13 protein-coding genes are annotated in these 11,946 nt (G+C 65.4%); 3 read left to right on the top strand and 10 right to left on the bottom strand.

The annotated features are described in order from the left end of the window. The first annotated feature begins 91 nt into the window (after window positions 1-91). Entirely contained in the window at window positions 92-532 is a 441-nt protein-coding gene (locus tag ACQ4WR_RS10540; RefSeq protein ID WP_436487115.1) for a carboxymuconolactone decarboxylase family protein, read from the top strand. A 79-nt stretch (window positions 533-611) separates the two neighbouring features. Continuing rightward, entirely contained in the window at window positions 612-920 is a 309-nt protein-coding gene (locus tag ACQ4WR_RS10535; protein WP_436487113.1) for a hypothetical protein, read from the top strand. A 57-nt stretch (window positions 921-977) separates the two neighbouring features. On the opposite strand, the gene ACQ4WR_RS10530 is transcribed toward ACQ4WR_RS10535, so the two are convergent. Then, entirely contained in the window at window positions 978-2,153 is a 1,176-nt protein-coding gene (locus ACQ4WR_RS10530) for a multidrug effflux MFS transporter (RefSeq protein WP_436487111.1), read from the bottom strand. A 189-nt stretch (window positions 2,154-2,342) separates the two neighbouring features. Here ACQ4WR_RS10530 and epsC point away from each other — a divergent pair, with 189 nt between their 5' ends. Then, a complete protein-coding gene (epsC, locus tag ACQ4WR_RS10525; protein WP_436487109.1) occupies window positions 2,343-3,281 on the top strand; it encodes a serine O-acetyltransferase EpsC in 939 nt (312 codons plus the stop codon). A 107-nt stretch (window positions 3,282-3,388) separates the two neighbouring features. Here epsC and ACQ4WR_RS10520 read toward each other — a convergent pair whose 3' ends face one another. The 9 genes from ACQ4WR_RS10520 to ACQ4WR_RS10480 form a co-directional block, all read right to left on the bottom strand. Then, entirely contained in the window at window positions 3,389-3,868 is a 480-nt protein-coding gene (locus ACQ4WR_RS10520; RefSeq protein ID WP_102298874.1) for an META domain-containing protein, read from the bottom strand. 84 nt (window positions 3,869-3,952) lie between these two features. Further along, window positions 3,953-4,867 (bottom strand): subclass B3 metallo-beta-lactamase, encoded by a 915-nt coding sequence (gene bla / locus ACQ4WR_RS10515; protein ID WP_436487107.1) that lies wholly within the window; start codon window positions 4,865-4,867, stop codon window positions 3,953-3,955. 64 nt (window positions 4,868-4,931) lie between these two features. After that, complete coding sequence (locus ACQ4WR_RS10510; RefSeq protein WP_436487106.1) at window positions 4,932-5,774, bottom strand: hypothetical protein; 843 nt, start codon at window positions 5,772-5,774, stop codon at window positions 4,932-4,934. An 84-nt stretch (window positions 5,775-5,858) separates the two neighbouring features. Next, entirely contained in the window at window positions 5,859-6,605 is a 747-nt protein-coding gene (locus tag ACQ4WR_RS10505; RefSeq protein ID WP_436487104.1) for an ABC transporter ATP-binding protein, read from the bottom strand. Window positions 6,606-6,615: 10 nt separating this feature from the next. Beyond that, window positions 6,616-7,446, bottom strand: a complete 831-nt coding sequence (locus ACQ4WR_RS10500; protein WP_436487102.1) for an ABC transporter permease — start codon at window positions 7,444-7,446, stop codon at window positions 6,616-6,618. 6 nt (window positions 7,447-7,452) lie between these two features. Continuing rightward, window positions 7,453-8,442 carry an aliphatic sulfonate ABC transporter substrate-binding protein gene (locus ACQ4WR_RS10495; RefSeq protein ID WP_436487100.1) on the bottom strand — a complete coding sequence of 330 codons (990 nt, stop codon included), beginning with the start codon at window positions 8,440-8,442 and terminating at the stop codon, window positions 7,453-7,455. Window positions 8,443-8,470: 28 nt separating this feature from the next. Further along, window positions 8,471-9,862, bottom strand: coding sequence for an LLM class flavin-dependent oxidoreductase (locus tag ACQ4WR_RS10490; RefSeq protein ID WP_436487098.1), 1,392 nt, complete (start codon window positions 9,860-9,862; stop codon window positions 8,471-8,473). 3 nt (window positions 9,863-9,865) lie between these two features. Then, entirely contained in the window at window positions 9,866-10,705 is an 840-nt protein-coding gene (locus ACQ4WR_RS10485) for a MetQ/NlpA family ABC transporter substrate-binding protein (protein ID WP_102298888.1), read from the bottom strand. A 21-nt stretch (window positions 10,706-10,726) separates the two neighbouring features. Further along, window positions 10,727-11,941 (bottom strand): acyl-CoA dehydrogenase family protein, encoded by a 1,215-nt coding sequence (locus ACQ4WR_RS10480; protein WP_436487096.1) that lies wholly within the window; start codon window positions 11,939-11,941, stop codon window positions 10,727-10,729. Window positions 11,942-11,946: the final 5 nt, after the last annotated feature.

Here is an 11,946-nt window from a genome sequence, read left to right as displayed (position 1 = left end):
GTGGTCTGCCGGTTTTCGGCGGGATTGGTCTGCGTGGCATGATGCTTGCGCTTCTACAATCATGCATCTCTACTTTATCAAGGAATGCATCATGACACAGCAACGACTCGATTTCGCACAAGCCTCGCCCGACGTGGTCAAGGCCATGTACGCGCTGGAAGCGGCCATCGCCAAGCTGGGCCTGGAACACTCGCTGCTCGAACTGGTCCGTCTGCGCGCTTCGCAAATCAATGGCTGCGCGTTCTGCGTGGACATGCACACGGCCGATGCGCGCAAGGCGGGCGAAACGGAGCGCCGCCTGTACGCCGTGTCCGTCTGGCGCGAAACGCCATTCTTCACGGCGCGCGAGCGTGCCGTGCTGGCCTGGACGGAAGCGCTGACCCTGTTGCCGCAAAGCCAGGCGCCGGATGACGTGTACGCGGCGCTGGCGGCCGAACTGACGCCGGCTGAAATGGTCAACGTGAGCCTGGCCATCGGCAGCATCAATACCTGGAACCGCCTGGCCGTGGGTTTCCGCAAGATGCCGGAATAAACTCTGTGTTCGTTCGCGAACAGACAGCGTGATGGCCCCTGGGTAGTGTGACAAGACGATTGATCAGCCAGGAGCAGCCATGCAAGTAGATATCGGGGAAGGCGCGGAAAAGACGCCGGGTCAGCAGGAAGAAGCGCAGGAAGAAGCGCGCCGCGAATTCATCGCCGAACTGTGGCGGCGCTTTGAAGCGCTGCAGGAATGGGCCGTCAGCCACTGGCCCGACCAGGAACACCCGCTCAGTTCCGCCGACTTCGTCGAAGCGCGCAAGGAGATTCTGAGTTTGCGTTCGCCGGCCGGTTCCCTGAACCAGCCTGCGCAAAACAATGAAGCCGAGCCGGAGCAGGGCGGAGCGCAGTATGTGGACGTGACGCCAGCGCCTTGGCCGTAGGTCGGATTAGGCCCGAAGGGCCGTAATCCGACAACATGGTTGGCAGATGCCGTCGGATTACGCTTCAGCCTTGCCTTGCGCAAACACCCAGCAAATCAAGCTCACCAGCAGTCCCGCCATCACGCCATAAGCCAGGTTCAGGGCGCTGTCGAACAGCAGTGGCGCCAGCAGGCCCGAGACGAGGGCGAACAGCAGCATCTGGATGAACGATTGCATCGACGAGGCCAGGCCGCTGTTGTTGGGGAAGTGGTTCAGCGCCATCAAGGTCATCGGCGGCATGGCGATCGACAGGGCGAACGAGTAGAAGAACAGGGGCAGCACGGCCCATGGCACTTCGGCCGCAAAGAAGTAGTTGTAGCCGATATTGGCGGCGGCGGCCACCAGCATCAGGATAAAACCGACCCAGATCATCTGGCGCTGGCTGTAGCGGTGCGCGACTTTCGCCGACAGCGCCGAGCCGATCACCATGCCGCTGATCAGCGGAATGAACAGCCAGGCGAACGCCGTTTCCGGCAAGTGCAGGATGTTGATGATGAAGTAGGCGGCCGAACCGATGTACAGGGCGAAGCCGCCAAAGGCGGCGCCGATGGCCGTCGACAGCAGCAGGAACTGCCGGTGGCACAGCACTTTCCAGTAGTTGACGGCGATATCGCCCAGGTGGAAGGCGTGGCGCTGTTCCTTCGGCAGGCTTTCCGGCAAGGCGCGCCAGACGACGACGAACATCAGCACCCCGAACGCCGTCAGGAACCAGAAGATCCAGCGCCAGCCCAGGCCCACTTGCAGCCAGCCGCCCAGCACTGGCGCGATGGCCGGCGCCAGGGCGAAGACCATCATGATATGCGAGAGGATTTTCTGCGCGGCGGCGCCCGAATAGCGGTCCTGCACGATGGCACGGCCGATCACGGAGCCGGCGCCCGCCGACAATCCCTGCAGCACGCGCCAGGCCAGCAGCCAGCCCAGCGACGGCGCCAGCGCGGCGCCCACGGAGGCGATCACGTACAGCACCAGCGAGACGAGAATCACGGGACGGCGGCCGAACGAGTCGGACAGGGTGCCGTAAAACAGCATCATGAAGGCGAAGGTGAACAGGAAAAAGCTCAGGGTCTGCTGCACCAGCAGGGGGCTGGCATTGAAGTCGTGCACGATGGCGGGGAAAGACGGCAGATACGTGTCAATTGCAAGCGGTCCGACCATCGCCAGGCCCGCCAAAATCCATGTTAATAATTTAGTCATGTTGAAGAGTGTTTTTGTTAGTCCGTCATTTTACGCTAGTGGCTGGAATCGGGTCTGGCGCCGGCGCTGTCCGCACTGCATATGCGTTTTTCGCATATGCAATCTTGAAATCCTTCGTTTGAATCGCCGCGCGTGCCCGCTAAGCTGGGGCGACCCGGCCTGTTCGCCGTTTTTTGGAAGTGACATACCATGCACAGCATTTATCCCGCGGCGCCCGCCGAGGAGTCGGTCCAGTGGAACCTGGGACCCGTGATCCAGGCGCTGCGCAGCTCGCGCGAAGACAAGCACAAGATCCGCCATAACGGCAGGGTACGCGAACTGCCGTCGCGCGAGGCCTTGACCACCATCGTCAACGGCCTGTCGGCGGCGCTGTTCCCCACGCATTACGGTCGGCCCAACCTGACCGATGAAAGCATCGATTATTTTGTTGGCGATACCCTCAATACCACCCTGAACCGCCTCAGCGAACAGGTGCGGCGCGGTTTGCTGTTCTCGGTACCGGCCGGCGATGAGGAGGCGGGCGCCAGCGACGACGCGGCCCTGGCGCAGCAGGCGCGCGATATCACGCGCGCGTTCGCCGCCAGCCTGCCCGCTATCCGCGCGCTGCTGGTGTCGGACGTGCAGGCCGCCTACGCGGGCGATCCGGCCGCCACCTCGGTGGCCGAGATCATGCTGTGCTACCCGGGCACCATCGCCATCCTGTACCACCGGCTGGCGCACCAGTTGCATGCGCTGGGCGCGCCGTTCCTGGCGCGCCTGATCGCCGACATCGCGCACACCCTGACGGGCATCGACATCCATCCGGGCGCGCGCATCGGCGCCTCGTTCTTCATCGATCATGGCACCGGCGTGGTGATTGGCGAGACGGCCATCATCGGCCAGCGGGTGCGCCTGTACCAGGCCGTGACCCTGGGCGCCAAGCGCTTCCCGGCCGATGCAAGCGGGGCGCTGATCAAGGGCACGCCACGCCACCCCATCGTCGAAGACGACGTGGTGATCTACGCGGGCGCGACCGTGCTGGGGCGCATCACCATCGGCGCGGGTTCGACCATCGGGGGGAATGTGTGGCTGACGCAGAGCGTGCCGCCTGAGAGTAATGTATCGCAGGCGCAGATGCGCAACGATTAGCTGCGGCGGAAGGGGCTTGACCCCCTAGGTAGTGCTGGGGTCAGACCCGGCGGGGGAATGCGCCCCAAAGGGCGGATTCCGATCGCGAAGCGACTGACCCCACGGTTTTATTTCACCGTCAGCGCTTCATAGCGCGCCACGGGCACGCCATCTTTCAATAGCAGCAGTTCCTGGTCGGCGTAGCGGTAGCCATTGACTTCGCCCAGGGTGGTCAGCAGTTCGCGCTCGAGGTCCATGTCCTGCGGCTGGCACATCATCATGGTGCCGGCCAGCTGCGAGAAACCCAGGGTGCTGACGCCATCGCTGGTGTAGCCGCCCATCATCTGGTTGCAGCCGCTATGGCCACTGGCGCGGCCTTCGGCCAGCAGCAGCGTCACTTCGCGCTGCTCCGGCGCCTTGCGCACGACTTTCTTGCCCTTCAATTCCTTCAGCTTCCACTGCGTGTCCGTCAGCTTCGGTGCCGGCTTGGCGGGCGAGGTGGCGCCTGGCGCGGCGGCGGCCGCATCGGAACGCACGGGTGTTTGCGCGCAGCCGGCCGTGATGGCGACGATGGCCGCAAGGGGAATCAGTTTGGCAATATTGAACATGGCATTTCCTTGTTGAAGTGATAGCCCCCAGAGTAGCAGATACGGCGCGCGGCAGCGTGCACGCTTGGCGTGGTCGGTTTGCCGCTACTCCTGCCTTTCCTGCTCCAGGCGCGCGTCGAGCAGCGTGCGCGCCGCTGCCACGTAGGCGCGGCAGGCTTGCGGGTCGATAAACGCCTCGCTGCCTGCCGTGGCGCTGGCTTCCAGCCGCTCCCACAGTTGCGACGCTTCCGGGTGGGCCGAGATCAATACGTCGCAGGGCAGCTTTTCCAGCGTCTCGAAGCTGTGGCGCAAGTCCGCCAGCGCGTTCGGATATTCGCTGCTGGCGCTGAACTTGAAGCCGGGCCGCGAGACGGCATTGAGGCTGTCCGCATACACCATGTTCAGGCAGCGGGGACCGTCGCACGATTGCCAGGTCCAGCTCAGGCCCCCGGGCGTATGGCCCGGCGTGGCGTGCGCCGTCAGCGCTATTGGGCCGACATTGAACTGGCTGCCGTCGCGCGCCAGACGCATGTCTTTCACGGGCGGGTACTTGGGCAGCGCGTGGTATTGCGGATCGTCCGGTCCCACTTCGCCCGACGCCAGGTCCAGCGCGGCCGACGGGCTGGCGGCCACCAGCGCATTGCTGCGCCGCTGCAGCTCGGCCAGGCCGCCCGCATGGTCGATATGGCCATGCGAATTGAGTATCAGCTTGACGTCCTCGATGCGAAAACCCAGCGCGCCGATATTGGCGATGATCTTTTGCGCCGATTCCGGCAAGCCGCCATCGATCAGCACATGGCCTTGCGGCGACGTGACGAGCACCGAACTGAGACCCTTTACGCCCACATAATAGGTGTTGCCGAAGATGCGGAACGGCGTCTGGTCGGCGTTCCAGGCGGCGCAGACTTCGCAGTCGGGCGTGGGCGGCGTGGCAGGTGCTTGCGCCAGCGCCAGGGAGGCATGGCCTGCCAGCAGCAGTGACAGGGCGGGGGCCAGCGCGCGGGGGGGCATGAGGGGCATTGCAGTCCTTATCCGTGTTGCCAAGGTGGCGTATGCTGACACGGAATGTGGCGCGACGCAAACGTCACAAGGATGCGGGCGGCGCGCCGGCAGGGTCCCTGTAGACCATTTCGATCAGGGTATCGTCCGCATAGCGGGTGTCGCCCATCGGTGCCTGGAAGGACGTGCCGCCATTTTTTACCTGCAGCGCGACGCGACGCTCGCCATCGAGCAGGGTGGCGCTGGCGATGGCCGGGTCGCTGTACGTGCCCATCTTGAGCGCGTCGGCCGAGCACCAGTCGGTAGTGCGCAGCATGGTGGCGACCATCGTGCGTATCCAGAACGGCATCTCTTTCTTGGCGATCGCGATGCTGACCTGGCATTGCAGGCGCAGGTCGCCCAGGCGGCGCATGCCGGGCGGCACATCGTCGCTGTGGACGCTGGCCTGCCAGCGGAACTGGTCCTTTTTCTTGTTGGTGAGCAGGTCCGCATTGTCGCTGTCGGCTTGCGCGCTGCGGGGCAGCACGAAGCTGCCATTGGCCGACAGGGGCACGCTGATCGCGGTGGCGTTGCCGGCGATGCGCAAGGCCAGGTCCTGCATGGCGTCCGCCGGGGCGTCGGGGCCGGGAATCAGCTGGAAGCGCACTTCGCGCGCCTTGGGCGCCAGTGCATGGTGGTCGTCAAAGGCGTCGAGGCCAGCCGCCATCACGCGGTAGGATTTGAGTTCCGTGTTGCGGACGCTGTTGACGTGGCCGGACTGGCTGGCGTTGGCAGGCGCGTCGGCCGGTGCGTCAACCTGCACGCTGGCCGGCATGCCGGTTTGTGTTCCGGCTTGCGCCGTGGCGTCATTGGCCTGCAGCAGGCCCGCCACCAGGACGGCGAGGAACAGCGGAGCAGGAAACTTGAGTGTCGAACTAGGGTGATGCACGTGGCCGCCTGTGTATTTTTAACACGGCAAGCTAACATGAATGACAAGGCTTGTCACTGACGCCAGCGCGCCAGCGCGCAAGCGTCAGATTGCGTGCGCCGCGTGCAGTTCGGCGAGGATGGCAGCCTTCAAGTCCGCTTGCGCGGCCGGTGTGCGCGAGCGGGGACGCGGCGACGTCACGTCGTAGTGGGCGCGCGGCGGCCCGGCGCGCGTGTCGAGCATAACGATGCGGTCGCTCAGGTACAGCGCTTCGTCGATATCGTGCGTGACCAGCAGCACGCTCAAGCCGTGGCGCGCGGCGACGCTCGCCAGCAAGTCCTGCAGCTTCATGCGCGTAAAAGCGTCGACGGCGGAAAACGGTTCATCGAGCAGCAGGATGCGCGGCTGGCCAAACAGGCCGCGGGCAATCGCCGCGCGCTGCGCCTGGCCGCCCGACAGCTGCTTGGGCAGGCTGTGCGCAAGGCCGTGCAGACCCACTTCCTGCAGCAGCTGCGCGACCCGGGGATCATGTTCGCCCCTGGCACCGAGGCCAAAGGCGATGTTCTGCGCCACCGTCAGCCAGGGAAGCAGACGCGGCTCCTGGAAGATCAGGCCGATGTCCGCCTGCACTCCGGCGTGCGCGCCGGCCAGCGGCGTGCCGCCCAGGCGCAGGGTGCCGCGAAAGTCCGTATCCAGACCGGCCACGATGGACAGCAGGCTGCTCTTGCCGCAGCCGCTGGCGCCGATCAGGCTGACGATCTCGCCCTGGCGCAGCTGCAACGTCAGATTGTGCAGCACGCGCCGGGCGCCATAGGATTTTTCGTGGATGGCAATGTCGAGCAGGGCAGTCATGCGGCGCCTTTCAGGAATGGGTGTAGTTGTCGCGCCAGGCGAGCAATCGGGTTTCCAGGTGCAGCATCAGGCTGTCGCTGGCCTTGCCCAGCACGGCCAGCAGCACGATGGCGGCCAGCACGATGTCGGCGCGGCTGGTTTCGCGTCCGTCACTGAGCAGATAACCGAGACCCTGGCTGGCGGCGATCAGCTCGGCCGCCACCATGAACATCCAGGCCAGGCTCAAGCCATTGCGCAGCCCCGTGAAGATGGCCGGCAGCGCGGCCGGCAACAGCACGCGCCGGGCCAGTGCGGCACGGCTCAGGCGGTACATGCGCGCCGCGTCGATCAGCTTGCGGTCGACATCGCGGATGCCGGACGCCACGCCCATGTAGACGGGGAAGAAGGCGCCAATGCCGATCAAGACCAGCTTGGGCGCTTCGTCGATACCTAGCCATAACAGCAGCAGGGGCACCCAGGCCAGCGAGGGAATCGCGCGCAGGGCCTGGAACGTGGGGTCGAGCAGCGCCTCGGCCTTGCTGTTCAAGCCCACGGCCGCCCCCAGCACGATGGCCAGCAGGGCGCCGCCCGTAAAGCCGATGGCCACGCGCACCGTACTGGCCAGCACATGGCCGGCCAGGCCCTGGTGCGCCAGCGCGGCGATGGTGGCGGCGATGTCGCTGGGCGCGGGCAGCAGGTTGGCGGGAATGGCGCCCGTGCGCACGCCAAGTTCCGCCGCGATCAACGCCAGCGCGGGCAGCAGCAGCCCCCATGCCGCGCGTGGCAGGCGGGGAAAATGCGGCTTGCGCTGCCCGCCGGCGTGGCTCGATTGCGTCGGTGCGGTGAGCGTGTCTCTGGCCATGGTCGCTTATGCCTTGGCGATGTAGGGCTGGGCGAAGCGTGTGTCGACCAGATCCGCGATGGCGCGATGCAGGTCGGCGCCCGGCTTGACCAGCGCTTCATCGACGAGGATGGGCGCGGCCACCAGCAAGGCTTTCACATGTTCGGTCGACGGCTGCGGATTGCTGAAGTCGCTACGCAGTTTTACCTGCAGCAGCGCCACCGGCAGGCTGACCTTGGCTTCTTCCGAGAGGATTTTCGCCGCCTCGGCCGGATGGGCGCGTATCCAGGTCCTTGCCCGTTCATAGGCCTGTATTACCTTGCCCACTTCGGCCGGACGGCTGGCCAGGAAGTCCTCGCGCACGTTCAGGAAGCCATAGGTGTTGAAGGCCACGTTGCGGTAGATCAGGCGCGAACCGGCCTCCAGTTCGCTGGCGGCCATGTGCGGATCGAGGCCGGCCCAGGCATCGACCTTGCCTTGCTCCAGCGCCGCGCGGCCATCGGCGTGCTGCAGGCTGACGTGCTCGATGTCGCCGCGTTTCAGGCCTGCCGTCTTGAGTGCGCGCAGCAGGAACAGATACGGGTCGGTGCCCTTGGTGGCGGCCACCTTCTTGCCTTTCAAATCGGCGAGGCTGCGGATGGGGCTATCCTTGCGCACCACCAGCGCCGTCCACTCGGGACGCGAAAAAATATACGGCGCGCGGACAGGGTTGCCGTTGGCGCGCGCCAGCAGGGCGGCCAGGCCGGCGCTCGAACCGATGTCGATGCTGTTGGCGTTCAGGTATTCAAGCGCGCGGTTGCTGCCAGCGCTGAATACCCACTTGATGCTGGTGCCGTCAGGCTTGAAGGCTTCTTCCAGCCAGCCGAAACGGCGCAGCACCAGGCTGGCCGGTGAATAATAGGCGTAGTCGAGGCGCAGCTCCTTCAGCGGCGCCGGTGTGGCCGCGCGGGTGATGCCGGGCAAGGCGCTGATGGCGGTGCCGCTGGCGGCCAGTTGCAAGATGGTTCTGCGTTTCATGGTGTCCTTGAATGGGGAATTGGATATGTCAGGCCGCTGCCAGGGCGTCGGCGGCGGGCGCGATGCTGACCAGGCGTCCCGCGTGATCGGCAGGCAGGCGCGGTCCGTGGCCAAAGACCTTGTGGCGCAGGCTGCCTTCCACATAGTGCGTGCGGTAGCGGCCGCGTCGCTGCAGTTCCGGCACGATGTGGGCGACCACGTCGGCCATGCTGTCGTGGGCCACGGCAAAGGCCAGGTTGAAACCGTCGATGCCTGTTTCATCGAGCCAGCTTTCCAGCTGGTCGGCCACCTGGCGCGCATCACCGACGATGACGGGACCGCGCCCGCCCAGGCCGATGTATTCGGCTGCTTCGCGCACCGTCCATTTCCGCTCAGGGTCGGCCTGGCTGAACGAGGCCAGCGCCGAACGGCCGGCCGGGGAATCGATGTAATCGATGGTGGCGTCGAGCGGGTAGCGGCTGAAATCGACGCCCGTCCACCCCGACAGCAGCACCAGCGCCGCCTCGATGTTCACATGGCGCAGGTAGTCGGCGTGTTTGGCGCGCGCTTCTTCTGCCGTGGCGCCCGTGATGACCAGCGCCTGCGCGTAGATCAGCAGCGTGTCGCCATCGCGCCCGCCTTGCCGCACGGCGGCGCGCAGGTCGTCCGCATAGCGTTTCACCACCGTCTTGCTGGGGCCGCTGACAAAGGTGGCTTCCGCGTGGCGCGCCGCGAAGCGCGTGCCGCGCGGCGAGGTGCCCGCCTGGTACAGCAGCGGCGTGCGCTGCGGCGACGGCTCGCACAAATGGATGCCGGGCACCTGGTAGTGGCGCCCGGCATGGTTGATCGGATGTACCTTGGCCGGATCGGCATAGATGCCGCGAGCCTTGTCGTTGACGACGGCGTCGTCGTCCCAGCTTTTTTCCCACAGCTTGTAGACGACATCAAGGTATTCGTCGGCCAGGTCGTAGCGTTCGTCGTGGCCCAGCTGCTGGCGCAAGCCCAGGTTGCGCGCCGCGCTGTCTAAATAGCCGGTGACGATATTCCAGCCGATGCGCCCGCCTGTCAGGTGATCGAGCGTGGAGATGCGCCGCGCGAACGTGTACGGGTGTTCGTAGGTGAGGGCGCAGGTGACGCCGAAACCCAGGTGCGTGGTCGCCTGCGCCATGATGGGCACGAGGGCCAGCGGATCGTTCAGCGGCACCTGCACGCCGTGTTCCAGCGCCGCATCCAGGCTGCCGCGGTAGACGTCATACACGCCCAGCACGTCGGCCAGGAACACCGCGTCGAACAGGCCCGCTTCCAGCAGCCGCGCCAGTTCCGTCCAGTGTCCGGGATCGGTATAGCGGTGGCTGCGGTCGCGCGCATGCGTCCACAGCCCCGGCGACTGGTGGCCCACCGTGTTCATCTGGAAGGCATTGAAGCGTATCGTCTTTGCCATGGCTTATTTGGTCACCGAGTTGGCCGCCGTCTGCAACGCTTGCTGGTAGTCGGGTTTCGAATAGCCGGCAAAGTGTTTATTCGTGATGTCGAGGAATTCGCGCGAGCGGTAGGCGGCCGCCAGGTCCTTGGCGAACTGCTTGTCCTTGTCGGCCGCGCGGATGGCCACCAGATTGATGTAGTTGGGCGAGATTTTCTCGGCCACCAGCGCGTCCGTCAGTTTCAATCCCGACGCCAGCGCGTAATTGCCGTTGATGAAGGAGTAGTCGGTGTCGCCCAGGGAGCGTGGCAGCTGCGCCGCCTCCAGCGGCAGCAGCCTGATTTTTTTCGTGTTGACGGCGATATCCTTTTCCGACGCGCGCACGGGATCAAAACTGGCGCGCAGCTTGATCCAGCCCAGCTGGTCGAGCAGCACCAGCGCGCGCGCCTGGTTGGTCGGGTCGTTCGGCAAGCCCACCGTCGTGCCTTCCTTCACAGCGTCCAGGGTCTTGTGCTTCTTGCTGTAGATGGCGATCGGCGCCGTGGGGATCGTGATCAGGTCCGTCAGCGCCAGCTTGTGCTCTTGCGCGAATTTTTTCAAATAGACGATGTGCTGGAAGACGTTGGCATCGAGCGACCCTTCGGCCAGCGCGAAGTTCGGCTGGATGTAGTCATTGAATTCCACCAGCTTGACCTTGTAGCCCTGCTTTTCCAGGATGGGCTTGATGCCCAGCTTGATCTGGTCCGCATACGGCCCGGCGCTGGTGCCGATGGTGATGTCTTTCGGGTCCTTGGCGTGGACGAAGCCGCTGGCCAGGGCGAGTGACAGGACGGTGAGGAGGATGCTGCGGCGGGCGATGGTCATGGTGGCTCCTTGGTGGGTGAATCAGGAATACGCCGTCGGCTCGGGCACCGTGCCATTCAAGGCAAAGCGTCCCAGGTCGCGCAGTTTGTAGTCGATGGGGTCGTGCAGGGTATGCACGCGCACGTTGCGCCAAAAGCGGTCGTAGCCATACTGGGCCGAGGTGGAACGGGCGCCCGTCAGTTCGAACATCTGGCTGCTGATCTCCAGTCCCGCCTTGTGCGCCAGGCACTTGGCTTCGGCCACGGAGACGGCCAGCAAGCCACGTTCATGGGCTGTCACCAGCGGCCCCTTGCGGAACACGCTTTCCAGTTCCTGCGCCGCCGCGTCGGCCAGCACCTGCGCGGGGCGCAGCAAGAGCCACAGCTGGCCATAGCGGTGCTGTACCAGCGGGTCGTCCGTGGCCTGCGCCACGCCCGAGGCGAACCAGGCTTTCGCATGCTCGGCCGTATAAGTGCGTGCCGCCTCGAACGCGCCTTCGGCGATACCCAGATACAGGTTGCTCATGATCAGCTGGGCGATCTGCGAGCGCACGGTGGCTTGCGGCGTGGCCGCTTGCGCGGGCGCCTGCAGTACCAGTTCGCGCGGCAGGACGACGCCATGGAAATGCACGTTGCCGCTGTCCGTCTGGCGCTGGCCGAAGGCATCCCAGTCCGCCTGCACGCGCACGCCATCCTGGCGCGTGGGCAGGGCGGCAATCAGCGCCGTCTGCGTGGGCGCGTGCCAGGCGGAGACGGTCAGCCAGTCGGAACCGATCGAGCCTGAGGAAAAACTCTTGATGCCATCGAGGATATAGCCTTCTTCGCTATCGGTGGCCGTGACTCTCTTGTCGAGCGGGTTCAGGGCATTGCCCCAGAACAGGCGCTCGTCGACGGTGAGGGAAAGCAGGCGGCGCTGCTGCTGCGCGCTGCCATACAGCTGCAGGCCTGCCAGCTGCAAATGGTGGAAACCGAAGACATGTGCCAGCGCACTGTCGGCGCGCGCCAGGATGCGGATCACCTGGTAGACGAGGGGCCAGGAAGCGCCCTGGCCGCCGAATTCCACGGGAATCGACAGGGTCAGCAGGCCCGATTCGCGCAGCCATTCGCGCTCCTGCGCCGCGTGGCCGCCGGCCCGGTCGCGGGCATTGGCCGTTTCGGCCAGGCGCGCGGCCAGCCTGGTGGCGACGCGGATGGCGTCCTGCAGTGGCTCAGGTGGCGGAGCCTGGAGGCGGGCGGTGTGCAAAAAAGCGCTAGACATGGGTG

Origin of the sequence: Janthinobacterium amylolyticum (assembly GCF_051380655.1) — a bacterium.
Taxonomy (GTDB): Bacteria; Pseudomonadota; Gammaproteobacteria; order Burkholderiales; family Burkholderiaceae_D; genus Janthinobacterium.
This window is presented reverse-complemented; position numbering and strand designations above follow the sequence as displayed.